Here is a 23,489-nt window from a genome sequence, read left to right as displayed (position 1 = left end):
CATGACATTCACCGATATCTTCATCAAGCGGCCGGTGCTGGCGACGGTTGTCAGTCTGATGATCCTGCTGGTGGGGCTGGGGGCAATGTTCAGCCTCCAGATCCGGCAATATCCCGAGCTCACCAATACCACGATCACCATCACGACGACTTATCCCGGCGCGAATGCCGACCTGATCAAAGGGTTCATCACGACCCCGATCCAGCAGGCGGTGGCGAGCACCGAGGGTGTCGATACGCTGGTCTCATCATCCACGCAGAACACTTCGACCGTCACCCTCAATCTCAGGCTCAATGCCGACCCGGACCGCGCCGCGACCGACGTTCTCTCCAAGATCAATCAGATCCGGGGCGAATTGCCGGAAGAGTCGAATGATCCGGTCGTGGTCAAGCAGACGGGTGATGCTTTTGCGCTGATGTATATCGGCTTCAACAGCGACACCATGACCGGCGCGCAGATCACGGATTACCTCACCCGCGTGGTCCAGCCGAGGCTGCAGACGATCAACGGCGTCTCCAACGCGCAGATCCTCGGCGGGCAAACCTTTGCCATGCGCGCCTGGCTCAAGCCGGACAAGATGGCTGCGCTGGGCGTGACACCCACCGATGTCGCCACGGCCCTCGCCGCCAATAATTTCACCAGCGCGGCGGGGCAGGTGAAGGGCGACTTCGTTCAAACCACCATCAATGCGGATACGTCGCTCACCAGCGCCAATGCCTTCGCCCAGCTCGTGGTGAAGCAGGATGGCGATGCGCTGATCCGTCTCGGCCATATCGCCGATATCGAGCTCGGGCCGGAGAGCTCCGACACAAGCTCAGTCTTCGGCGGGCTCAAGGCGGTGTTCATGGGCATCTATACGGCGCCCACCGCCAATCCGCTCACGGTCATCTCGAATGTGCGTGATGCGATGCCGGCGATCCAGGCGCAGCTGCCTTCGGGCATGAAAGCCTCGATCGCCTATGATGCGACCGACTTCATCAACGCCTCGATCGAGGAGGTGATCAAGACGCTGGGCGAAGCGGCCGTCATCGTCATCGTGGTCATCTTCCTGTTCCTTGGCAATTTGCGGTCGACCCTGATCCCGATCGTCACCATACCCCTATCGCTGATCGGGGTGATGGTGATGCTGCTGGCGCTCGGCTATTCCATCAACCTGCTCACCCTGCTCGCCCTCGTGCTCGCGATCGGGCTGGTGGTGGATGATGCGATCGTGGTGGTGGAGAACATCTTCCGCCATATCGAGGAGGGGATGACGCCGTTCGAGGCTTCGATCAAAGGCGCGCGCGAGATCGCGCTGCCGGTGATCGCGATGACCATCACGCTTGCGGCGGTCTATGCGCCGATCGGGTTCACCACCGGGATCACCGGTGCTCTCTTTCGCGAATTTGCGTTCACACTGGCAGGCTCGGTGATCGTCTCCGGCATCGTGGCGCTCACCCTGTCGCCGATGCTGTGCTCGAAACTCCTCAACGCCAAGACGGGTGACACCCGCTTCACCCGCTTCATCAACCGGCGGTTCGAGAGCCTGCGCTCGCGGTATGAGCGGCGGCTGCGCGGCACGCTCGCGGCAAAGCCCGCAATGATCATGGTCCTCTTCGGCACCATCATTGCCACGGGCATTCTCTATACGACCGCGCAGAAGGAGCTTGCGCCCGATGAAGACCAGGGGTTCCTGTTCAACATCATCTCGGCGCCGGAATATGCCAATCTCGATTATCTCGAGCATTATACGGATCAGCTCGGTGAGATCTTCATGGCCGTTCCGGAATATGCCAATTACTTCATGATTAATGGCTCGGCGGGCGTGCAGCAGGCAATTGGCGGGCTCATCCTCAAGCCATGGAGCGAGCGCGAGCGCTCGGTGAAGCAGATCCTGCAGGAGCTGCAGGGCAAGCTTGCCAACATCCCGGGAATTCAGGCGCTGGCGATCTCGCCACCGCCGCTGCCGGGCTCGACGGGCGGAGCGCCGGTGCAATTCGTCATCACCACCACGGGCGATTATGAGGAGCTCGCCAACCTCGCTCAGGAGCTGCAGACGGCCGCCAATCAGAGCGGGCTGTTTCTGTTCACCGATATCGACCTGCGCTTCAACTCGCCGCAGATCGAGGTGAAGATCGATCATGACAAGGCGAACCGGCTCGGCGTCAATATGCGCGAAGTGGGGGCAAGCCTCGCCACCATGCTGGGCGGCAATTACGTGAACCGGTTCAATCTGGCCGGGCGCAGCTACAAGACCATTCCGCAGGTGCCGCGGGAATATCGCATGACCGTCGATTGGCTCAATCGCTACGAGGTGCGCACCTCGTCAGGGCGCATGGTCCCACTGTCAACATTCGCCATGATCGAGCAGACGGTGCAGCCGAACGCGCTCACCACCTTCCAGCAGCTCAATTCGGCAACCCTCTCTGGCGTCCCGTTCCCCGGCCGCACCCAGGGTGACGTGCTGACCTTCCTGCAGCAGAAGGCGGATGAGATCCTGCCAGAAGGCTATAGCTATGATTATCAGGGCGAGAGCCGCCAGTATGTGCAGGAAGGCAATACGCTGATCTATACGTTTGTGTTCGCCCTGATCGTGATTTTCCTGGTGCTGGCGGCACAGTTCGAGAGTTTCCGCGACCCGCTGATCATCCTCATCGCCTTGCCCACCTCGATGTTCGGGGCGCTGTTGCCCATCGCGATGATCCCGCAGCTTGCCAGCATCAATATCTATACACAGATCGGGCTCGTGACGTTGATCGGCCTCATTTCGAAGCATGGCATCCTGATGGTGGAGTTTGCCAACAAGCTTCAGGAGGAGGAGGCCATGAGCAAGCTCGAGGCGATCGTCCATGCGGCCGGTGTGCGCCTCAGGCCGATCCTGATGACCACTGCCGCCATGGTGGTGGCGATGGTGCCGCTGCTGATCGCCGATGGCGCGGGCGCCCGCAGCCGGTTCGATATCGGCCTGGTGATCGCGGCCGGCATGACGATCGGCACGCTGTTCACGCTGTTCGTGACGCCGGCCGTCTATGTCTATGTGGCGCGCGACCATCATGCGGCGCGCGAGCGGCTGGACGCCTTGCAATCAGGTGGCGGGGCCGCTCCCGCCGGATCACCAACAGGTTGAGCCCTATGCGCTTCATCGATCTTTCGATTCCGCTGGAGAATGACGTGCCAGCGGATCCGCCGTTCCAGCGGGTCCGCATCGATTATCAGACCCATGGGGACACCGCGGCCACGATTGCGGGCCTGTTTCCCGGGCTCAGGCCCGAGGATTTGCCGGAAGGTCAAGGCTGGGCGGTGGAGATGGCGCATATCTCGACCCATAATGGCACCCATGTGGATGCGCCCTGGCACTACCATCCGACCATGGATGGCGGGGTGCGCGCCCTCGCCATTGACGAATTGCCGCTCGACTGGTTCTTCCGGCCGGCAGTGAAGCTCGATTTCCGCCATCTACCCGATGGGCATGTGGTCTTGCCGCATGAGATCGATGCCGAGCTCGAGCGCATCGAATACCAGTTACAGCCGTTCGACATCGTCCTCATCAATACGGCCGCAGGCGCGCGCTATGGGGAGACGGATTATGTCGACCGGGGCTGCGGCATGGGGCGGGAGGCAACGCTGCATCTGACGCGGCAGGGCATTCGCGTCGTTGGCACCGACGCGTGGAGCTGGGATGCCCCATTCTCCCATACGGCGCGACGGTTCGCCGAGACCCGGGATCCCTCGATCATCTGGGAAGGGCACAAGGCCGGGCGCGAGATGGGCTATTGCCAGATCGAGAAATTGCACAATCTCGAAGCCTTGCCAGCCCATGGTTTCCGGCTGGCCTGCTTCCCCGTGAAAATCCGTGGTGCCTCGGCAGGCTGGACGCGTGCCGTGGCTATTGTCGATTAAAAGCCGAATCTGAGATTGAGGCCGGCGCCCTGGCCATAATCGCTGGACGGAATGAAGTTGTAGCGGGGATCGGCGCGGTCGGGCGGTGGTGGCTTTGCGCCCACCGAACCGAGCATGAGCGCGCCGGCCTGGCCCCGTGTATCGCGGAAAGCGGAGATGGTATAGCCGGCGGGGCCCAGTCCTTGCCTCGTCGGCACGTCATAGGCCTTTTGAGCGAGAAAGCTGTCATAGGCCGGGTCAATGCCCTCTGCCCAGGCAGGTGATGCAAGGCCTGCTGGCATGGCCAGAAGTGCGGAAATACACAATCGCAGCGCAAGGGACCCGGGCATGAATGCTCCGCACGGATAGGATCTGCGGAGTGCTATCGCAAGCCACGAGCGCTGTCGAGAAATATGGCAAAATCTGGGTTAACGATGGCAGCCTGAGAGCGGCGGATCGTCTCGCAGGGCAAAGGCAGGTCCCGGCTCAAGGCCTGGATGGATCCGCACCGCCTCCGCCGGGACCCGCCCCGTTTCGACCGTCCGGGGAGGAGCGATCGAAACATGGACATGCTTACGCGAGTTGCGTTGCAGCATGATATGTGCATTGCACAATAGCGGGTGGCGGCGCGGCGTGCAAGTTGAGTGCGATGCCAAGTCGTCGACTGACATTGCGCCCATCCAGAGATAACAATGTGACTCGGTTGTGGCCTTTAAGCTCGGGCGCTCTGATGAACATTTATTCCCCGCTCACGCGCGATTTCATGCGGCCCGGCCGTTCCCCGGCACGGGCGCCGCGAGCGATGGCTGCGACATCGAACCCGCTGGCCACGGAAACGGCCCTGCACATTCTCCGGCAGGGCGGCAATGCGATCGACGCGGCGATCGCGGCCTGCGCGGTGCTGTGCCTGACCGAGCCGCACCAGACGGGAATTGGCGGCGACTGTTTCGTTCTGATCGCGCCGAAGGGCACCAACAAGGTGATCGGCTATAACGGCTCGGGACGAGCACCGGCTGCTATCGATCGGGCGACAGTTGCGCGGCGCATGCCAAACGGGATCGAGGAGGAGAGCGTGGAGGCCGTCACGGTACCAGGTGCAGTTGAGGCCTGGGCGCGGCTGTCCGCCGATCACGGCCGCTTGCCGCTTGCGGCGGTGCTCGAGCCCGCCATCCATTATGCGGAGCAGGGTGTCCCGATCGGCGACCGCACCGTCGATGACTGGCGGCGCGAGAGGACGAAGATTGCCGCCTCGCCCTTTCTGGCCGCGCGCTTTCTCGATGAGGCGGGGGAGCCCCTGCGGCCAGGCACAAGGATCTGCTATCCCGAGCTTGCGCGCACGTTCCGCCGGATCGCAGGGCAGGGGGCCGACGGGTTCTATCGCGGCCCGGTGGCGCAGGCGATGGTGGCCGCCCTCAATGTGCAAGGCGGGGTGCACAGGCTCAGCGATTTTACGAACCACCGCGGCGAGTATGTAACGCCGATGTCTTCGGAATTCCGCGGCTACAGGGTTCATCAATGTCCGCCAAACGGGCAGGGGATCATCACGCTCCTGCTGCTCGGGCTGGTCAGCGATCTGCCGCGCGACCCGGAGGGGCCATTGGGGCCATGGCGCGCGCATTCGCTCATGGAGGCCGCCCGCCTCGCCTTCGCGATGCGCGACCGGCATTTGTGTGATCCAAGTTTCAGCAATTTCGACTGGCAGGCCTGTCTTGACGCGGCCGCGCTGAAACGGGCCGCGGCTGATATCCAGCGGGATGCGCGCCTGCCGGAGGAAAGCCTGCTCGAATGGCGCGAGCATCGGGATACGACCTATCTCGCGGTGGTCGATGAGGAGCGCAATGCGGTCTCGTTCATCAATTCGCTATTCGAGGCCTTTGGCAGCGGGATCGGCGATCCGGAGACCGGGGTGGTCTTCCACAATCGCGGACTTTCGTTCTCGCTCGATGACGCCCACCCGAATGCGCTCGCGCCGGGGAAGCGGCCGATGCACACGATCATTCCAGGCATGCTCACGCGCAATGGCCGCGCGGTGATGCCCTTCGGCGTGATGGGCGGGCATTTCCAGCCGGTCGGCCACACGCTGCTTCTGTCGCATATGTTCGACTATGGGCTCGATCTGCAGACCGCGATCGACCAGCCGCGGCTCTTTCCCTCAGAGGGCAAGGTCTGGGTGGAGAGCGGGATCGATGATGTGCTGCGTGCTCATCTCAGCAGGCTCGGCCATGAGGTGGATGACAGGACGGATCCGATCGGCGGCGCGCAAGCCATCTGGATCGATGAAGAAACAGGCATGCTCACCGGCGGCTCCGATCCGCGCAAGGATGGCTGCGCGGTGGGCTATTAAGGCGCAAACCCCGACCAGGATCAGCCCTGAGGTGATAAGGCCAGGCAGTCGATCGATTTGCGGGAGAGCGCGCGGCAAGCCTCTTGCGCACCCTTCTGGGTGAAACCGGAGAAGCGGGCGCGATAGATTGCGCGCTGCGAGCCGAGTTCGGCCATTTCCGTGAAGCCCGGCTTGCCTGAAAGCGGCTTGATTCCGGATGCCCTCACAGCGGCAAGGCGCTTTTCGGCACTGGCCTCGGTCGGAAAGGCGCCGACCTGGATCAGCCAGCTGCCGTCACTGCGAGGTTTTGCCTCATCCGAGCCGGAGGAAGAGGTGCTTTGCTGAGTTTGCCCCGCAGGTGCTGCACGCTCCATTCCTGCGGTGCTGCCGGTCATGGCGGTTGCCTCGACGAGAGCGGCCATGGTCATGTGTGGCGCACCGCCAGAAGCGGGGTTCGCTGTGGGTTTGGGTTCTGCTGCCGCCAGCGCCGTCTTACTCGGCTGAGCAACAGCTGCCAGGGACGAACCACCGGTGACCTCGTGGTCGGATGTATCACTCACGCTGGCCACCTGGGTTGCGGGCGATCCGCCGGCATAGGCCGCGATCTGATAGCTCCGCCGCGCGGGCACCTTCGCGAAGCCGCTGTTGAGAATAGCCATCATCTCCTTGTTACGGGATGCGGCGGTGCGGCCACCCATCACCACGCCAACCAGATGCTTGCCACTGCGGCGAACGGAGGCCAGGAGATTGTAGCCGGAAGCGTTGATGTAGCCCGTTTTTATGCCGTCGGTGCCCTGATACTTGCCGATCAGTCGGTTATGGGTGCGGAAGGTCTTGCCCGCGACCGTCGCGCTGGAAATGCCGAAATAGCGGTAGTAATCCGGGAAGTCGCGCTGGATCCGCAGACCAAGGGTTGCAAGATCGCGCGCCGTCGTGACCTGGCCTGGGTTGGGAAGACCCGAGGCATTCCTATATTGCGTCCGGCTCATACCGAGCGCGCGGGCGGTTCTGGTCATGCGCTCGGCAAAGGCTGACTCCGAGCCCGAGATGGCCTCGCCAATGGCAACGGCGACATCATTGGCCGATTTGGTCACGACCACCCGGATCGCGTCTTCCACCCGGATCGAGCGTCCGGGCTTGAGGCCGAGCTTCGAGGGCTGCATGGAGGCTGCATGCTTGCTCATCACGATCGGCGTGTTGAGGGTCATGCGGCCGGCGCGCAATTCCTGAAACAGGATATAGAGCGTCATCACCTTGGTGAGGGAAGCAGGATAGCGCTGGTCATCGATGTTGCGGCCATAGAGGATCTTGCCGGTTGCCGCGTCGACCACGATGCCTGCGTATTTCTCAGTTGCGGATGCTGGCGTGATCATGACCTGGAGAAGGGCGACCACCAGAACTGGAATGAGAGTTGACAGCCTGGACAGCGGCTGCTGCCGTCTCAGGCGAGCTCCTGCGAACGCTGAAAGGACCATGACTCTCCCACACACTCTTGTCGGCGTGCTGCCAAAGTGAATAGTTAGTCGCGAGACGTCAACTATTCTTATTCATTCACTAAAGGCATTCGCTCATTTTTACGCGCTTTGCGTGTTAGCCTCTGAGGGCGTGGGAATCATCAGACGGGGTATTTACGATTTAGTTAAAATTGTCCGGCGCCTGTTCATATTGTGCGCTGCAAAAAGATCTGTTGACTAATTTTGTGCAATGCATATATTCCCGTCCAGTCGAGGCTCAAGACCACCGCACCTGGTTGTCTCGATGGGACAAAGGGATGGAGCACAGGTTATGGCGAGCACAGTTGACGCTTTTCCGACCTTCGGCAAAGAGCAGATGGAGGCCACGGTCGCAAGCGCGACGGCCGTGACGAAGGGTTTTCAGACCATCGCCGAGGCATATGCCGACTATTCGAAGCGCGTCTTTCAGCGCAGCACGGAGACATTCGAGAAGGTGATCTCGGCCAATTCGGTCGAGAGGGCGCTCGAAGTGCAACAGGCTTATGCGCGCGAGTTCTATGAGGGCTATCTGGGCGAGTTCCAGAAAATCGGTGAGCTTTATGCCGCGACCGCCCGCGAGGCCTATCGTCCGTTCGAGGCTTTTCTCCCCCGCGGCAACGGTTCGGGCCGGACGGCAAAATAGGCGACCAAATTCGCGGCGCTATTCAAACCCGGCATGGCTGACATGCCGGGTTTTTTATTTGTGCGATGCCAAGCCCAGATCCCCGTTCCGCTGTGTCATCCACATTTGGCTCACGCGGATCGTCGATGTGACCTGATCCAAAACATTTTTGTGGAAACCCACAGCCCCTCTCGGCGTTGGCGAAGACGGCGGTCCTGTGAAAGAAGCCAGTCAGAGCCGATGAATGCAGATTGGCTGCTTTCGAAAATTCTTCATCAAGCGGTGATGTGGGATATTGCCATCTCGCAATCACCCCACGACCTCATATATAGTTCGGGGCAAGGGCGAGGGCTCCGCGGGATGAGTGGAACCGCGCCTTGGCGGTGTTTGAACGAGGATCCATGCTGCAGTCTGGTGGCGATTGAATTCATGTCGACGGGCAATTTTGGCAACCGGGAAGACGGCCAGAGCGGTGTCGTCACGCGAACCAGGACGCGGACGAAGAAACCGAGCATGTACAAGGTTCTTCTTCTGAACGACGACTACACGCCGATGGAGTTCGTCGTCCATGTCCTGGAGAGGTTTTTCGGCAAAGGGCGGGAGGATGCCACGCGCATTATGCTGCATGTCCACCAAAAGGGCGTCGGTCTGTGCGGGGTATACACCTATGAGGTGGCGGAGACGAAGGTGACGCAGGTCATGGAGTTCGCGCGCCAGCACCAACACCCGCTGCAATGCACGATGGAAAAGGAGTGATCGGCCCAGTGCCCAGTTTCTCACGCAGCCTCGAGCAGGCCCTCCATAGGGCCCTGGCTCTCGCAAATGAGCGGCATCACGAATATGCCACGCTCGAACACTTGCTGCTCGCTCTGGTCGACGACAAAGATTCAGCCGCAGTCATGCGCGCCTGCAATGTGGATCTCGACCTGCTGCGCCGCAATCTCGAAAGCTATATCGATACGGAGCTCGCCAATCTCGTGGTCGAGCACGGGGTGGAATCCAAACCCACGGCGGGTTTCCAAAGGGTCATCCAGCGCGCGGTCATCCATGTGCAGTCCTCCGGTCGCGAAGAGGTGACAGGCGCGAATGTCCTCGTCGCTATCTTTGCGGAACGGGAGAGCCATGCGGCGTTTTTCCTGCAAGAGCAGGACATGACGCGCTACGATGCAGTCAACTATATTTCGCATGGTATCGGCAAGCGGCCGGGGACGTCCGAACCCAGGACAGTTCGTGGTGAGCAGGAGCCGGCCGATGAAGGCGAGGCCAACGTGAAGGGCGGCAACGACGCGCTTGAAGCCTACTGCGTCAATCTCAACCGAAAGGCTGAGGAGGGGCGCATCGATCCGCTGATCGGTCGCGAGGAAGAGGTCCGCCGCACGATCCAGGTTCTCTGCCGGCGCCAGAAGAACAATCCGCTGTTCGTGGGCGATCCCGGGGTTGGCAAAACGGCGATCGCCGAGGGGCTCGCCCGCAAGATCGTCAATGGCCAGGTGCCGGAGGTCCTGAAAAACTGCACGATCTTCCAGCTGGACATGGGCACGCTGCTCGCGGGCACGCGATATCGCGGTGATTTCGAGGAGCGTATCAAGGCGGTCATCAAGGAGATCGAGCGCTATCCCGGCGCCATCATGTTCATCGACGAGATCCATACGGTGATCGGCGCCGGTGCAACCTCGGGCGGCGCGATGGATGCGTCCAACCTGCTCAAGCCGGCGCTCGCCGGGGGCTCGCTGCGCTGCATGGGCTCGACCACCTATAAGGAGTACCGGCAGCATTTCGAGAAGGATCGCGCGCTGGTGCGGCGGTTCCAGAAGATCGATGTGAGCGAGCCGACGGTCGAGGACGCGGTCAAGATCCTCAAGGGGCTCAAGCCCTATTTCGAGGAGTTCCACGGCGTCCGCTATACCGCGGAAGCGGTGCGCACGGCGGTTGAGCTCTCGGCCCGCTACATCAATGACCGCAAGCTGCCGGATAAGGCGATCGATGTGATCGATGAGACCGGTGCCTCGCAGATGCTGCTGCCGGAATCCAAGCGCAAGCGCACCATCGGCGTGAAGGAGGTCGAGGAGACCATCGCGAAGATGGCCCGCATCCCACCCAAGTCGGTGTCGCGCGATGATGCCATTCTGCTGAAGGACTTGGCGGAAGACCTCAAGCGGGTCGTGTTTGGACAGGATCAGGCGATCGATGCGCTGGCATCCGCGATCAAGCTGTCGCGTGCCGGCCTGCGCGAGCCGGACAAGCCGATCGGCTGCTATCTGTTCTCAGGCCCAACCGGCGTGGGCAAGACGGAAGTCGCCAAGCAGCTGGCAAGCCTGCTGGGCGTGAACCTGCTCCGCTTCGACATGTCGGAATATATGGAACGCCATTCCGTATCGCGGCTGATCGGCGCGCCTCCCGGTTATGTGGGGTTCGACCAGGGCGGCCTGCTGACCGATGGGGTCGACCAGCACCCGCATACGGTGCTGCTGTTGGACGAGATTGAGAAGGCCCATCCGGACCTGTTCAACATCCTGTTGCAGGTGATGGATCATGGCAAGCTCACGGATCACAATGGCAAGTCGGTCGACTTCCGGAATGTGATCCTGATCATGACCACCAATGCGGGCGCGGCCGATCTCGCGAAGGCGCCGATCGGGTTCACCCGGGAGAAGCGCGAGGGCGAGGATTCGGAAGCGATCAACCGGCTGTTCTCGCCGGAATTCCGCAACCGCCTTGATGCGATCATCCCGTTCAGCAATCTGCCGGCAGAGGTTGTGCGGCAGGTGGTCGAGAAGTTCGTGCTGCAGCTTGAGGCGCAGCTTGCCGATCGGCAGGTCAATATCGAGCTGTCGAGCGAGGCGGCGGACTGGCTGGCCAAGGAAGGCTATGACGAGCTCTTCGGGGCACGTCCGCTCGCACGGGTCATTCAGAAATACATCAAGCAGCCGCTGGCGGACGAGGTTTTGTTCGGCAAGCTTTCCGGCGGCGGCACGGTCCGCGTCACCCTCAAGCGGGATGAGAATGGCAGCTCGTCGCTCGCCTTTGAATATCTCTCCCGCGAACAGGAGATGGCTGCACCGCCCGAGCCCGGGGAGGGCAAAGGCAAGGGCGGCGGCTCGGCACGGCGGAAGCCCAAATCCGGCCCCGATGGCAGCGGCGACAGCAAGCCGAAGGTGCCAGTGCTGACCGATTGACGCATGACACCTATGGCGGCCTGGCCTCCCTGCTCAACTGAGCAGGGCAGAGCGGGCCGCCATTTACTTTACTTCCTGGCCAGATTGCGCCAAAGATCCGGGCGAAGCGCGCATTCCCAGGTCTTCGCGGATAATGGGACTGCAGACTTGGCGGAATGAGCCAGCGACGAGGAATTTTGCACGATGCCAACCGGATCAAATCCGTCTGCACCGATGGAGGAACATCACGCGGAGCTTGCAAGCTCGCCGACGCTGCGCGCCGCCTCCACGTTCGGCATAGCCTGCATGGCGCTCGTCTCGCTTGAAACCATGGCGGCAGCCCTTTGCTGGTCGCTGCAAGGATTGTTCGGGTTGCCGAGCTGGCTGCCCTTGACCGTGTTCATCCTGTTGTCATTGCCCAGCCTGTGGATCACGGTCTGGGTGGCCTTGCGGAACTGGCACGTGGAGAAGCGGCTCGAGCGCGGGCTCGAGATTGACGAGCCGATCTGGTCCATCGCGGCTCTCGCCAAGCGGGGTTCCGGCGCCCAGTGACCCGGCCGCCACTGATCATCCGCAATCGGCCCTCGCCCAATTTCGAGGCGCGCGCTGCGGGCATATCGGTCAAGATCCTCCTTCTCCATTATACCGGCATGGATAGTGCCGAGGCGGCCTGCGCACGGCTGTGCGACGGGCACGCAAAGGTCTCGTCTCACTATCTCGTGGACGAGGCGGGAATGATCACGCGGCTCGTGCCGGAGGACAAGCGCGCCTGGCATGCGGGGGTTTCATCCTGGCGGGGCGAAACCGACATCAATTCCCTCTCGATCGGAATCGAGATCCACAATCCCGGCCACGAGCTGGGATATCCTCCCTTTCCCGACGCGCAGATGAAGGCGGTCATCGCGCTCTGCCAAGACATTCTCTCGCGGCATCAGATCGCGCCCGCAGGGGTGCTTGCCCATTCGGACGTTGCGCCTGGCCGCAAGATCGATCCGGGCGAGAAGTTTGATTGGGCCCGGCTTCATGCAGCAGGAATCGGTCATTGGGTTGCGCCTGAGCCGATCACGGCAGGCCCATCCTTGCGCCTTGGGGACAAGGGCGATGGGGTGCTCGCCCTGCAGCGAGCGCTCGCCGCTTATGGCTATGGGCTTGATCAGACCGGTTGCTTTGACCAGCGCACCATGGATGTGGTGGCAGCGTTTCAGCGACATTTCCGGCCCGAGCGGGTCGATGGCGTCGCGGATGTCTCGACGATTGAGACGTTGCGGCGGCTCAATGACGCGCTGCCGGCCGGCGGCTCCCTTTGAAAACTTGCGGGATGCTCCTCATCTTGTGGTATAGGCGGTGATCGCCAGTCGGCTGGATGGCCGCTCTTGCCCAATGGTGAAAGCCGGGCAGGGGAGGAAAGTCCGGGCTCCAGAGAAACACGGTGCCGGGTAACGCCCGGCGGGGGTGACCCCAGGGACAGTGCCACAGAAAGCAAACCGCCTCTGCCCGCCAGGGCCGAGGTAAGGGTGAAAGGGTGCGGTAAGAGCGCACCGCGCTGCCGGCAACGGCGGCGGCACGGTAAACCCCACCGGGAGCAAGACCGAATAGGGACGGCCGGGGCAGCACTGCTGCCCCAGGGTGCGTTTCTCACCCGCCGTCCGGGTAGGTCGCGCGAGGTGTGCGGCGACGCACATCCCAGATGAATGGTCATCCAGCGTGTGGCTTGCGCCTCACGTGGACAGAACCCGGCTTACAGGCCGACTGGCGCACTGCTCTAACCATTTCACAATGAAAAGCCTGCAATACAGAAGGGCGCTGCTTGAACTCTTGGTGCGGCGCAACAAAATCAGAGGCCAGGTCATGCGCGCTCCGTGCTGCGCCTGATCGGCAAGAATGAGCGTGGGCTTGGGGTCAACCGGATAAGCATTTCGCAGAGCGAGATATGGCTGTTGCTGGGGTGCCAGCGGCGCCGCGGCGAGTTGACCTTGGCTCATTTGTGAACTAACGGGACGGCTTTGTTTTTGCTGTCGGCAACGGGATCGCATCAGAATGGCTGCACCGGCCCCACAGACCGTGATAGAGGTTCGCCACTGGACGGACCGGCTTTTCAGCTTCAAGACCACGCGGGATATGAGCTTCCGCTTCGAGAATGGCCAGTTCGTCATGATCGGCCTGCCGGTGAACGGTCGTCCATTGCTGCGAGCCTATAGTCTCGTCAGCGCCAATCACGAGGAATGCCTTGAATTCTTCTCGATCAAGGTGCCGGACGGGCCGCTCACCTCGCGGCTGCAGCAGATCAAGGTCGGCGATCACGTGCTGGTGGGCGGCAAGCCAACGGGCACATTGGTCCAGGCGGCGCTGACCCCCGGCAAGCGGCTTTATCTCGTGTCGACGGGCACGGGCATCGCACCCTTTCTCAGCGTGATCAAGGACCCGCAGGTCTATGAACGCTTCGAGATGGTCGTGCTGATCCATGGCTGCCGCTTCGTGAAGGAGCTGGAATTCGGCCGCCTGTCGGTGGAAGCTGTCCGCAGTGACGAGTATCTCAGCGAGATCATCGGTGATCGGTTGATCTATTATCCAACCGTCACTCGCGAAGAATTCGTCCGCAAGGGGCGTGTTACGCAGTTGCTCGAATCCGGCACCTTTGCCGAGGAGACAGGACTGCCGCTGCTCAATCCCGCCGAAGACAGGGTCATGATCTGCGGCAGCCCTGCGGTGCTCCAGGATATGTGCGCGCTGATGGACCGGCTCGGCTTCGAGGAAGGGGCGCTTTCCAAGCCCGGCAGCTATGTCATCGAAAAGGCCTTCGTCGAACGCTAGGCGCTCCAGGCATCCGTGCCGGGTTCTGATTGTATAAACGGCTGTGGTTTGCAGGTTTTCGCCAAAGTAAGGCCCTGCCAGCCGATGATCTTTGCGGCGTTCATTTTGTCGTGGAGATGTTCTAATGTCTGAATTTCCGACTGGCGACACCGCTAAGTCCAAGGCCAATGACACCCATTCCGGGAAGGCGACCAAGCTGACGATGGACGATCTTCTGACGGCCGCCACAGAAGACACGTCAGGACTATTCGATCGTCCCGTCGAGAGGCCTGATCCCGAGGAACCAAGGTCGTGGACACCCGACGAGAAATTCAGCTCGCGACGGCCTAGCGTTGAAGAGGTTGCATCGCGACAACCGCGCGAGATAGGCGAGCATGACGACGAGCCCCCACTGTCGCTCCTCCAGGATGAAGCCTGGATATCGAACTGATGTTAGCCGAAGCACTGGCCATGCCAGTGCCTCCAACCCGAACATGGCGCGACGGGCCTGGCGGCTCAGCGAACCGCCACCGTCATCCAGGTCTCGAAGCAGTAATTGTCGGCGAGCGATGTGACGCCGATCGTGGCGCGTGGCCCAACCCCGATCTCTTCCCCGAAGACGTCGGCAAACAGATCCGTAAGCCCGCTCGCGACAAGATGCGGTTCGGTAAAGCCGGGCGCGCAGGCGACGAAGTTGAGTGAGCGTATGAGCCCCGTCACCCGGTCGAGATCGCCGATCGCTTCCTTGATGCCGGCGAGACAGTTAAGACCCGTGAGCCGCGCAGCCTCATAGCCTTGCTCGATCGAGACATCCTTGCCGAGCACGCCGGGATAGAGCACCTTGCCATCCCGCATGCCCGCTGTGTGTCCGGAGAGGAAGAGGATCTCGCCAGATCGGTAATAGGGCCGCATCTTCCCGTATTTCTGGCCGTAATAGTCCTTCTCGTCGGCCGTCTGCATCGGTAGCGCGATGCCAAGCTCCGCCAGTCTCTGTTCGATCTGCATGGGGTATACCTGCCTTGCTCATCACCTTGAGCGATGCGCTGGCGAATCGCTCAAGCTGTCATCCTAACGCGCGGCAAAAGCATCCGAGACCCTCGTCTTTCGTCTCGACCTTCTGGCGTTGAAGGCTTAAGCAACGGGGTCCGTGATGTTGAGAGGGAATGATGTCTCAAGAGGACTTTGATCCATCGCGCGAAGGCTGGGAGCCGTTCAGCGAGCCTGGCCATATCGAGCTCACCGGCCCACTCTGGCGCAAGCAGGAAGGCGATGAGTTGCTCGTCGCATTGCATGTGAAGGACAAACACCTCAACCGCAATGGCGTCGTCCATGGCGGCATGCTGATGACCCTGCTCGATCATGCGATGGCCATGGGGTCCTGGGCGCATAACGGGCAGCGTCGGCAGGCGACCATTCAGTTCGAGACACAGTTCATCGGCAAGGCCGAGCGGGATGATTTCCTGGTCGTCCGGCCACAGGTGATGCGCCGGGCCCGCTCGCTGGTCTTCATGCGCGCGGTCGGCACGGTCGGCGAACGCGTCGTGGTCTCAGCAAGCGGTGTCTGGACCATTTTCCCCGAGGAGAAGAGCTAGAGGGTTTTCGCTCTTTTCACGCGAACCGTTATCGGTTCCGCAGCGAAAATGCTTGTCTTATGACATCTAGGGCTCACGCGCAGTATTCAACCCCAGGGAGGGGGAGCGAGGAAAGATGTTGGCATTGGAAGGTTTGAAGGTTCTGGATCTATCGCGTGTGCTTGCAGGGCCGTGGTGTACGCAAACCCTTGCCGATCTCGGCGCGGATGTCTGGAAGGTCGAGAACCCCGGCGCCGGGGACGACACCCGCACCTGGATGCCGCCCGATATCAATGGCGAGAGCACCTATTTTCTCTGCTGCAACCGTTCGAAGCGCTCGATCGCGGTGAATTTCCGCGATCCGGAAGGACAGCAGCTGGTCCGGGACATGGCCGCCAAGGCGGATGTGGTGGTTGAGAATTTCCGCAAGGGCGCACTCGAGCGCTTCGGGCTCGGCTATGAGGATCTGCGCAAGATCAATCCGCGGCTCATTTACTGCTCGATCTCCGGCTATGGCCGCACCGGCTCGCGGGCGGAGGAGGCGGGCTATGACTTTGCCATTCAGGCAGAGAGCGGCCTTATGTCCATCACGGGCGAGGTCGATGGCGAGCCCATGAAGCTCGGCGTGGCGATCTGCGACATCGTCTCGGGCATGAATGCGGTGCAGGCGATCCTTGCGGCCCTGATCGTGCGCGAGAAGACCGGGGAGGGACAGTTCATCGATATCGCGCTCCTCGACAGCGCGGTCAATCTGCTCGCCAATGTGGCCTCGGGCTATCTTGCCACGGGCAAGGCGCCGAAGCGCTATGGCAATGCGCATGCATCCGTTGCGCCCTACCAGGTCTTTCCCGCAAGCGATGGCAGCTTTGCAGTTGCAGTGGGCAACGACCTGCAGTTTCGAGCCCTGTGCAGCAAGGTGGTCCATCAGCCTGATCTGGCCGAGGATCCGCGTTTCGCAACAGCCCATGGGCGCGCCTCGAACCGCGCGGAGCTGGCGGCCATCCTCAGCGACATCTTCCGGACCAAGACGAAAGCGGACTGGTTCGCGGCGCTCAAGGCCGCTGGCGTGCCAGGCGGGCAGATCCGCACGGTGCTCGAGGTGTTCGAGGCGCCCGAAGCGCGCGAGCGGGGCATGTTCGCAGAGGTGGAGGATCAACGTCACGGCAAGCTCAAGCTGCCCGCGCCCGCGCTGAATTTGCGGGGGACGCCGACGCGCAAGCCCAGTGCGCCACCGCGGCTCGGCGAACATACGGATGCCATCCTCCGGGATGTGCTCGGGCTTGACGATGAGGCGCTCGCCAGGCTGCGGGCGAAGGGAGCGGTTGCTTAGAGCATTTTCACTTTCCTTGAATCGCGAAACCGCGTCTCAAGTTCTTGCTTGGTCGCGTTTTCTTCACGCGAACCGATATCCACTTCGCTCGGAAATGCTCTGGAGTAAGCCGTCGAAGAGGCATGGCTGGCGGGGTGCGAATCCCCGCCATTCCTAAACGGTGCCCGGTTATGCCCCCTCGGCAACCCCGCACCAGCCGGCAATGAACAAGGCCATGATCTTGGTCACCCGGCGCAGGGATGAAAGGCTCACCCGCTCGTCAATGCCGTGGACATTCTCGGCGACCGGTCCATAGGTGAAGGCCGGCATGCCCGCGTGCAGGGCGAAGATCGCGGCATCCAAGTAGGCGCTCATGACATAACCGGGAATGGGCTTGCCCAAAGCGAGTTCGGCTGCGTGCTGCAGAACCGCTTCCGCCTCGGTTCCGGGCGGCTGCTCATAGCCACCATGCACATGGCCGATCCATTCAACCTGCGGCTCGGCCCGGGCGAGCTTTGCATCTTCCCTCGCGCATTGAGCCACAAATTGCTCGAACTCCCTCGCGCGGGCGCGCGCATCCTCACCGGGATAAAAGCCCATTCGTCCTTCGAGCCGGCATTCGCAGGAGACCGATGCCTGCCATTCACCGCCCTGGAAGGTGCCGATATTGAGCGCGATCGGGTTGGCCAGATCGGCAAAGAGCGGGTATTTCTGCTTCTCCACGATCCAGCGCGCCTCCAGGCGCCTGAGATGCTCAATCATCGCCATGCCGGCATCGATCGCGCTTATCCCTGAACCGATATCGCGGGGGTGGGCGGGAACGCCGCGCAGGGTGACCGCGAATTTCAGGACGCCAACATTGGCGCGCACCAGGCGCTCGTCCGTGGGCTCCGGGATGAGGATCGCGTCTGCCCTATGTCCGCGCGCAAGGGCCATGGCGGCGCCATTGCCGGTGATTTCTTCCTCGATGACGGACTGGATATGCACATCACCCTTGAGGTGAATGCCGGCAGCCTCAAGCGCATCCAAGGCGAAGAGATTGGCCGCCATGCCCGCCTTCATATCGCCGGCGCCGCGGCCATAGAGCCAATCGCCCTCAACATGGCCGGAGAAGGGATCACGGCTCCAGAACCGGCTATTGGCCGGCGGCACCACATCGAGATGGGCGTTGAGCGCGAGCGAGCGGCCACCGCCGTGCCGGCTGCGCCGATAGCCGACCACGTTCCAGGCGTTCTCATAAGATGCCGTGATCGGGGAGAAGCCGGGATGTTCCTTCGCTGCCGCGGGATCGATCAGGAAGCGGTCGATCTCGAGACCGCGGGCGCGCATCTCCCGCTCGACGAGATCCTGGGCCGAGCGCTCATTGCCTCTGGTCGATGGTTCCCGCACAAGTGCTTGCAGAAACGCGGTCTCACGGCCGAAGCCCTCATCGACCGCAGCCAGAATGCGTTCAACTTGCGTCTTGCTCAGGCCGGGCAGAGTGTGGTTGGTCATCCGTAACCTCATTATCGGGAGGGGGCGGGGTAGAGCTGCGCCGTCCTCCCGGTCAGGTGATAAACGGTCAGGCCGATCCATTCCTTGACCGCCGTACCGACCACATCCAGAAGCTCGCCGAGATGGCGCCGGTGATCGGCAGGGGTGTAGAAATCGACGGGGTAGGGAATGACATCAAACCCCACTTGCCGGAAACAGCCAACCGCGCGCGGCATCTGGAAGCCGGAGGTGACCAGAACCCAGGTCTCGCCTGGCTTGGGATCTGCGGCCTGTTTGGCGAGAACGGCATTCTCATAGGTGTTGCGGGACTTGGCATCAACCGTGATGCGGGCCGGATCGATGCCGAGCTCGACCATGACCTCGCGCATGATGAGCCCTTCGGGCGTCCCATCCTGATCGATCTCGCCGCTGCCGCCGGCGATCACGATGCGAGCATTGGGATATTCGCGCGCCAGAGCGACCGTGGTGGTCAGCCGGTCGGCACCGGCCTGCAGGGTCGGGACCCCACGATGGGCGGAGACATCGTTGCGAGTGATGCCGCCCAGCACGACAATGCCAGTGACGTTATCGCCCAGGCGCGGCACGGGGAAACGGTTCTCGAGCGGCGCGATGAGCCAGGCGCCTATCGGCAGCAAAGTGACAAGCACCATTCCAAGAGCACCGATGGCTGTGAGCCACAGGCCGCCCGGGCGAAGCTTTGGTGCGAGTTGCAGCAGGAGGCCGATGATGATCAGCAGGAGAAGGAAATTGCCCGGATCAGCAAAGATCCAGAAGATCTTAGAAACTGAGAAAAAATCCATGGACGTTCAGCCCGTCGGGTTGAGAGCGGCTTTAAGATTTGGCGGCAAACAGGTCGTTCGCCCCGGCGGAACAGACCATGTTCAGCGATGATGATCTATAGCCAAAAGGGCTTTCAGTCTCGTGTCACTGGAGCCAGCGCACCCAGCGGCCGTGGTAATCGGCGCGCGCGAGTTTGACCGTGGTGCCGCCGGGCCAATAGGTGAGGGCGAGAAGGCCTCCCTCACCCTCGCCATCTGCTTCAAAGCGCAGCCAGGCGAGCGGCGTCTTGGTGCAGGCCTTCTCACCGGCCTTGTTAAGCGCTGCGCGGATGCGGTCACGGGCAGCTTGCGGGAGGTATTGCCAGACGATGGTGTGATAGATCACATGGGCCGTGCCCGGAACCGGCTGCTCGAGGCGCTGCTCTACCCAGTCGGCGGCATCGGCCTGGTCGATGGAGAGATGGGTGCGCGCGGCCAAGTCCAGGATGGCGGATAGGCGGCGCATGCGATCGGTCTGGTCGGGCCAGACATAGGAGAGCAAGCGTTTGCGGGCGACGGGACAGCGTGGGCTCAGCGGGTTGCGGTCGCAACCCTGCCGGTCGGCAATTTCGACCGGCACGTTGAGATCTGGCAGTCCGCCCCGCCATTCGGGGCTCAGTTCCAGGGGGGCGGTGGGAGCACCCCATTTCTGGTCGCCGATGCGATAACGCAGCTGGTCCCAGCAGAGATTGAAGCCGCAGCTCGCCCCCACTTCGGACAAGCGAAGGGGCAGCGCTGATTGCTTGGCAACTTCGAGAAAGCCGCCCAGCAGAATGCCGGAACGGGCCACTTCATTAGTTTGCGGCGGGCTCGCCAATGTGTCCATGATCGCACCGCCATGCTCGTACAATGCCCGCTCGACCGCTTGCCATAGCCGTTCAGGATCCGGCATCGGGTTGGGCGGATAGAGGGATGTCAGCTCCGGATCCGCATCTGAGAGGACGAGGGCGTGGAGCGCACCTGCGAAGCGAAGGGCGAGGGCGTCGCGGCCGGCGCCGCCCGGCCAGTTGAGCACCAACTGGCCCACATGGGTCCTCGTATCGAGCCGCTCGGCAGCAAGGGATAAAAGCAAGGCCGTGAAGGGCGAGCCAAGCTGAGCGCAGGCGCGGGCCTGATCCCGAAAGGCTTGGCGCACGCGCCGCCCCGGCAATACGGCGTCGTAGAGCTTCGCGCCGTAAGCCTTGGCTACGGCGCTGGTCCGATCGCCGATTATCCAACCGCTGCGCCAATTAGACATGATCCTGTCGCCGCTCCCACGCTGCTCGCCAATCCAGCCGGCCCGGCTTCTTCTTTCTGGCCGGACATATTTGCTGGCACGAAATGGTTACGACTTGCTTTGCGCAGAGGTTGCAGTTGGAGTTGAAATCGCAGGATCTCCAGCCCCGTTCAGGCGGCTTTGCAAAAGCATGCCATGCTCCTCCAGAACCGGATAGGCCGCGGAGGCGATATGAGATTCGATGCGCTTGATATCGCGCACGAGATCAAGATGGAGGCCACTCGTCTCTATGCTTTCCTTTCGGCCCTCGCGCACCCGCTGGAAGTGGCTGTCATTGGCGGCCCGCTCCAGCTCGCGGAAATGCTCCTTCTCGGCAAAGAGCTGCCGGGCCGCATCGAGGTCGCCGGTCAGGAATACGGCGGTTGCGAGCCGCACGTCATTCTGGACGCGGTCGAACATGTCATCGATCTCGGCCATGCCCTCGGGGGAGAGAACAAGGCCTCGCTTGATGCGCTTGGCAGCAAGTTCCATGATGTTCTTATCGATGATGTCGCCGGTATGCTCAAGATTGATGGAGAAGGCGAGAATATCCGACAGTCTCCTGTTCTCAGGATCGCCTAATAGCTCGCGGCTGACTTCCGTCAGATATTGCTGGATCGCATAGTGGAGATTGTCGACGATCTTGTCCATGCGGCAGACGGCTTGGACCTTGTTGCGCTCATTGGAATGTAGGGCCTCCTGAGCGCCGCGCAGCATGTCATGGACCACATCCGCCATGCGCATTGCCTCGCGCGCCGCATTGGCCAGGGCAACGGAGGGCGTGCCCAAAGCGGCCCGATCGAGATGGACGGGTGCCCAGGGGTCGACGGGCTTCGGCCTGGACGGGAACAGCCACTCCAAAGCCCTGGCGAAAAGCGGCAGCGGCAAAAGGAAGAGCAGCGCCAGGGTCAGGTTGAACAAGGTATGGAAATTGGCGGTAATCCGGTCGGGTTCGGGGTCGAGCATCGCGACGAGGTCGGTGATCGGATGGATCAGAGGGATGACGATGGCGCAGCCGACCAGGCGATTGATGAGATTGCCGACCGGCAGGCGCAGGCGCACGGGATCGGTGCCTGCGCCTTCGACAATGGGATTGATCGCGCTGCCGATATTGGCGCCGACAACCATGGCGATGGCGGCGGCGGGCGAGATCGCCCCGGCAGCGGCCAGTGACATGATCACCAGGACGGTCGCGACGCTCGAATGGGCCGCCCAGGTGAGCCCTGCGGCAATGACCACATAGAGGAGGGGTTGATTTTCCAAAGCCGCGAGGATGGTACGCAGGCCTTCGGTCTCAACCAGCGGCGCGATCGAATCGACGAGGAGATGCAGGGACAGCAGGATGAGCCCTAAGCCAATGCCGACCCGGCCCAGGTCCTTCACGCGGGAATGCCCGTGGTTGAAGGCCATGTAGCCTAGAAAGATCAGCATGGGATAGATGAGGCTAATATCGAAGGAGAGGAGCTGAACGATCAGCGTGGTGCCGACATTGGCGCCCAGCATGATGGCCAGCGCCGGAACCAGGGCGACCATCCCATCAGCAGCGAAAGAGGTCGCCATGAGGCCCGTCGCGGTGCTGCTTTGCAGAGCGGTGGTCACCCCCAATCCCGCAAAAAAGGCGGCCAGGCGGTTGTGAAGCGCGCGACCCAGCACGAGGCGCAACTCACCGCCGAAGGCCCGCAAGACGCCGCTATGGACCATGTGAATGCCCCAGAGCATCAGCGTGATCTCGCCGGTGAGCTGAATGAGCGTCGCAATGAAACTGGACAATTCGCCTCCTGCCGGCCCTAGCGAGGTCACAGGGCCGATGTTTCACAAATAGTACTCGCCCGTGACCTGCGCGATAATGAGCATTGTGATTGGACCGAAATTCACCCGTCGCGGGGCCGCACAGTATCAACTCCACATGGCGCCTCAGGTCCAGCCCCATACGCATCGGCGTCGAGGGACGGGCCACCCCTAAACCAACAGCAAGCCTGACCGTGCTAGAAGGAGCGCTTAAAAAAGGAGGCGGAGCACCGTATATGCGCTCGTTCAGGTGTGCCTCTGTCATTTTAGGGGCAGAGTCAGTATTTATTCATCTCCGTTATGGCGGAGTCCGTCAGGAGCAAATCCCCGACGAGCACAACAGGCGTTATCGCCGCCAGCACGTTGATCATGATCAGGGACGATAGAATGACAAGGCTTTCGCGTAAGGAGCGTTTGACTGCCTCTCGCCTCGCATGTGGCATGCGCGCATGTGGCATGCTGGCTGCGTTTTTGGCGGCTATAGCGAGCTTGCCTGCCGCTGCGCAAACAAGTTCGCAGCCGGCGGCCCAGCCTGCCCAAGGGGCGACTCAACCGGCGCCGAATACCGCAACACTGAAGATTACTGTCAGCGGCCTGGAGTCGAATGACGGCGCATTATTCTGGACCCTCTATAACAGCCAGGACACGTTCGAGGCTTTCGACCCCGATACAGCCCTGGCCAAGGGCAAATGCCAGATCACCGATCAGAGCTGCACGATCACCGTTGAGAACGTTCCTTACGGGGAATATGCGGTGCTCGTGGCCCATGACGTGAACGGGGATGGCGAGATCGACCGAAATCCGCTGTCGGACGAGCTGAAGGGCGTCTCGAACTATACGAGCAAGCTCTGGTGGAAGCCGAACTGGGACGATGCGAAGTTCACCATCAACAAGCCCAGTATGGCGATCGCAATCAGCGTCTACTGATTTTACGACGTCCCGTCGTCGAGCTGGCGGATCAGAGCGTGGGGTTTGCCACCGCGCCAGCCTTTAGCGCGCGTGGACGCCATTTT

At 61.8% G+C, this 23,489-nt stretch carries 20 protein-coding genes and 1 other RNA gene; 14 read left to right on the top strand and 7 right to left on the bottom strand.

What is annotated here, in order from left to right; translation table 11 throughout:
- The first annotated feature begins 1 nt into the window (after position 1).
- Complete coding sequence (locus tag RCF49_RS02320; RefSeq protein ID WP_342642438.1) at positions 2-3,106, top strand: multidrug efflux RND transporter permease subunit; 3,105 nt, start codon at positions 2-4, stop codon at positions 3,104-3,106.
- 5 nt (positions 3,107-3,111) lie between these two features.
- Complete coding sequence (locus tag RCF49_RS02315) at positions 3,112-3,879, top strand: cyclase family protein (protein WP_342642437.1); 768 nt, start codon at positions 3,112-3,114, stop codon at positions 3,877-3,879.
- Here the strand turns inward: RCF49_RS02315 and RCF49_RS02310 are convergent.
- A complete protein-coding gene (locus RCF49_RS02310; protein WP_342642436.1) occupies positions 3,876-4,208 on the bottom strand; it encodes a hypothetical protein in 333 nt (110 codons plus the stop codon). The two genes, RCF49_RS02315 and RCF49_RS02310, sit on opposite strands and share 4 nt — an antisense overlap.
- Before the next feature lie 380 nt (positions 4,209-4,588).
- On the opposite strand from RCF49_RS02310, the gene RCF49_RS02305 reads away from it, so the two are divergent.
- Positions 4,589-6,202 (top strand): gamma-glutamyltransferase family protein, encoded by a 1,614-nt coding sequence (locus RCF49_RS02305; RefSeq protein ID WP_342642435.1) that lies wholly within the window; start codon positions 4,589-4,591, stop codon positions 6,200-6,202.
- Positions 6,203-6,222: 20 nt separating this feature from the next.
- Here RCF49_RS02305 and RCF49_RS02300 read toward each other — a convergent pair whose 3' ends face one another.
- Complete coding sequence (locus RCF49_RS02300; RefSeq protein WP_342642434.1) at positions 6,223-7,656, bottom strand: D-alanyl-D-alanine carboxypeptidase; 1,434 nt, start codon at positions 7,654-7,656, stop codon at positions 6,223-6,225.
- Between the two features lie 310 nt (positions 7,657-7,966).
- Here RCF49_RS02300 and RCF49_RS02295 point away from each other — a divergent pair, with 310 nt between their 5' ends.
- From RCF49_RS02295 to RCF49_RS02260, 8 genes are all read left to right on the top strand, one after another.
- A complete protein-coding gene (locus tag RCF49_RS02295; protein WP_342642433.1) occupies positions 7,967-8,317 on the top strand; it encodes a phasin family protein in 351 nt (116 codons plus the stop codon).
- A gap of 408 nt (positions 8,318-8,725) precedes the next feature.
- A complete protein-coding gene (gene clpS / locus RCF49_RS02290; RefSeq protein WP_342644104.1) occupies positions 8,726-9,052 on the top strand; it encodes an ATP-dependent Clp protease adapter ClpS in 327 nt (108 codons plus the stop codon).
- A gap of 8 nt (positions 9,053-9,060) precedes the next feature.
- Entirely contained in the window at positions 9,061-11,472 is a 2,412-nt protein-coding gene (clpA, locus tag RCF49_RS02285) for an ATP-dependent Clp protease ATP-binding subunit ClpA (RefSeq protein WP_342642432.1), read from the top strand.
- Between the two features lie 183 nt (positions 11,473-11,655).
- Positions 11,656-12,003, top strand: a complete 348-nt coding sequence (locus tag RCF49_RS02280; protein ID WP_342642431.1) for a hypothetical protein — start codon at positions 11,656-11,658, stop codon at positions 12,001-12,003.
- Positions 12,000-12,758 (top strand): N-acetylmuramoyl-L-alanine amidase, encoded by a 759-nt coding sequence (locus RCF49_RS02275; protein ID WP_342642430.1) that lies wholly within the window; start codon positions 12,000-12,002, stop codon positions 12,756-12,758. Before RCF49_RS02280 ends, RCF49_RS02275 begins: the two co-directional genes overlap by 4 nt.
- Before the next feature lie 44 nt (positions 12,759-12,802).
- Positions 12,803-13,208, top strand: an RNA gene (gene rnpB, locus RCF49_RS02270) — RNase P RNA component class A.
- Positions 13,209-13,488: 280 nt separating this feature from the next.
- Positions 13,489-14,262: a ferredoxin--NADP reductase gene (locus RCF49_RS02265; protein ID WP_342642429.1), complete on the top strand. Its 774-nt coding sequence runs from the start codon at positions 13,489-13,491 to the stop codon at positions 14,260-14,262.
- A 124-nt stretch (positions 14,263-14,386) separates the two neighbouring features.
- Entirely contained in the window at positions 14,387-14,692 is a 306-nt protein-coding gene (locus RCF49_RS02260) for a hypothetical protein (protein ID WP_342642428.1), read from the top strand.
- A 65-nt stretch (positions 14,693-14,757) separates the two neighbouring features.
- Here the strand turns inward: RCF49_RS02260 and RCF49_RS02255 are convergent, their stop codons facing one another.
- Positions 14,758-15,246, bottom strand: coding sequence for a RidA family protein (locus tag RCF49_RS02255; RefSeq protein WP_342642427.1), 489 nt, complete (start codon positions 15,244-15,246; stop codon positions 14,758-14,760).
- Between the two features lie 158 nt (positions 15,247-15,404).
- On the opposite strand from RCF49_RS02255, the gene RCF49_RS02250 reads away from it, so the two are divergent.
- Entirely contained in the window at positions 15,405-15,833 is a 429-nt protein-coding gene (locus RCF49_RS02250) for a PaaI family thioesterase (RefSeq protein WP_342642426.1), read from the top strand.
- Positions 15,834-15,948: 115 nt separating this feature from the next.
- Positions 15,949-17,142 (top strand): CaiB/BaiF CoA transferase family protein, encoded by a 1,194-nt coding sequence (locus tag RCF49_RS02245; RefSeq protein WP_342642425.1) that lies wholly within the window; start codon positions 15,949-15,951, stop codon positions 17,140-17,142.
- 168 nt (positions 17,143-17,310) lie between these two features.
- Here RCF49_RS02245 and RCF49_RS02240 read toward each other — a convergent pair whose 3' ends face one another.
- The 4 genes from RCF49_RS02240 to RCF49_RS02225 all read right to left on the bottom strand — a co-directional run bounded on the left by RCF49_RS02240 (position 17,311) and on the right by RCF49_RS02225 (position 22,458).
- Complete coding sequence (locus tag RCF49_RS02240) at positions 17,311-18,615, bottom strand: ArgE/DapE family deacylase (protein ID WP_342642424.1); 1,305 nt, start codon at positions 18,613-18,615, stop codon at positions 17,311-17,313.
- Positions 18,616-18,626: 11 nt separating this feature from the next.
- Positions 18,627-19,415: a YdcF family protein gene (locus RCF49_RS02235; RefSeq protein ID WP_342642423.1), complete on the bottom strand. Its 789-nt coding sequence runs from the start codon at positions 19,413-19,415 to the stop codon at positions 18,627-18,629.
- A 124-nt stretch (positions 19,416-19,539) separates the two neighbouring features.
- Positions 19,540-20,670: a DUF2332 domain-containing protein gene (locus RCF49_RS02230; RefSeq protein WP_342642422.1), complete on the bottom strand. Its 1,131-nt coding sequence runs from the start codon at positions 20,668-20,670 to the stop codon at positions 19,540-19,542.
- An 87-nt stretch (positions 20,671-20,757) separates the two neighbouring features.
- On the bottom strand, positions 20,758-22,458 hold the full coding sequence (locus RCF49_RS02225; protein ID WP_342642421.1) for a Na/Pi cotransporter family protein: 1,701 nt from the start codon (positions 22,456-22,458) through the stop codon (positions 20,758-20,760).
- Between the two features lie 474 nt (positions 22,459-22,932).
- Here RCF49_RS02225 and RCF49_RS02220 point away from each other — a divergent pair, with 474 nt between their 5' ends.
- Positions 22,933-23,403, top strand: a complete 471-nt coding sequence (locus RCF49_RS02220) for a DUF2141 domain-containing protein (protein WP_342642420.1) — start codon at positions 22,933-22,935, stop codon at positions 23,401-23,403.
- Positions 23,404-23,489 lie beyond the last annotated feature (86 nt).

It is taken from the genome of Rhodoligotrophos sp. CJ14 (assembly GCF_038811545.1).
Taxonomy (GTDB): Bacteria; Pseudomonadota; Alphaproteobacteria; order Rhizobiales; family Im1; genus Rhodoligotrophos; species Rhodoligotrophos ferricapiens.
This window is presented reverse-complemented; position numbering and strand designations above follow the sequence as displayed.

Excerpts from the sequence above, each read along its gene's own strand:
- RCF49_RS02320 (WP_342642438.1), top strand. The coding sequence starts at position 2 with ATGACATTCACCGATATCTTCATCAAGCGGCCGGTGCTGGCGACGGTT.
- RCF49_RS02315 (WP_342642437.1), top strand. The coding sequence starts at position 3,112 with ATGCGCTTCATCGATCTTTCGATTCCGCTGGAGAATGACGTGCCAGCG.
- RCF49_RS02310 (WP_342642436.1), bottom strand. The coding sequence starts at position 4,208 with ATGCCCGGGTCCCTTGCGCTGCGATTGTGTATTTCCGCACTTCTGGCC.
- RCF49_RS02305 (WP_342642435.1), top strand. The coding sequence starts at position 4,589 with ATGAACATTTATTCCCCGCTCACGCGCGATTTCATGCGGCCCGGCCGT.
- RCF49_RS02300 (WP_342642434.1), bottom strand. The coding sequence starts at position 7,656 with ATGGTCCTTTCAGCGTTCGCAGGAGCTCGCCTGAGACGGCAGCAGCCG.
- RCF49_RS02295 (WP_342642433.1), top strand. The coding sequence starts at position 7,967 with ATGGCGAGCACAGTTGACGCTTTTCCGACCTTCGGCAAAGAGCAGATG.
- clpS (WP_342644104.1), top strand. The coding sequence starts at position 8,726 with ATGTCGACGGGCAATTTTGGCAACCGGGAAGACGGCCAGAGCGGTGTC.
- RCF49_RS02280 (WP_342642431.1), top strand. The coding sequence starts at position 11,656 with ATGCCAACCGGATCAAATCCGTCTGCACCGATGGAGGAACATCACGCG.
- RCF49_RS02265 (WP_342642429.1), top strand. The coding sequence starts at position 13,489 with ATGGCTGCACCGGCCCCACAGACCGTGATAGAGGTTCGCCACTGGACG.
- RCF49_RS02260 (WP_342642428.1), top strand. The coding sequence starts at position 14,387 with ATGTCTGAATTTCCGACTGGCGACACCGCTAAGTCCAAGGCCAATGAC.
- RCF49_RS02255 (WP_342642427.1), bottom strand. The coding sequence starts at position 15,246 with ATGCAGATCGAACAGAGACTGGCGGAGCTTGGCATCGCGCTACCGATG.
- RCF49_RS02250 (WP_342642426.1), top strand. The coding sequence starts at position 15,405 with ATGATGTCTCAAGAGGACTTTGATCCATCGCGCGAAGGCTGGGAGCCG.
- RCF49_RS02245 (WP_342642425.1), top strand. The coding sequence starts at position 15,949 with ATGTTGGCATTGGAAGGTTTGAAGGTTCTGGATCTATCGCGTGTGCTT.
- RCF49_RS02240 (WP_342642424.1), bottom strand. The coding sequence starts at position 18,615 with ATGACCAACCACACTCTGCCCGGCCTGAGCAAGACGCAAGTTGAACGC.
- RCF49_RS02235 (WP_342642423.1), bottom strand. The coding sequence starts at position 19,415 with ATGGATTTTTTCTCAGTTTCTAAGATCTTCTGGATCTTTGCTGATCCG.
- RCF49_RS02230 (WP_342642422.1), bottom strand. The coding sequence starts at position 20,670 with ATGTCTAATTGGCGCAGCGGTTGGATAATCGGCGATCGGACCAGCGCC.
- RCF49_RS02220 (WP_342642420.1), top strand. The coding sequence starts at position 22,933 with ATGCTGGCTGCGTTTTTGGCGGCTATAGCGAGCTTGCCTGCCGCTGCG.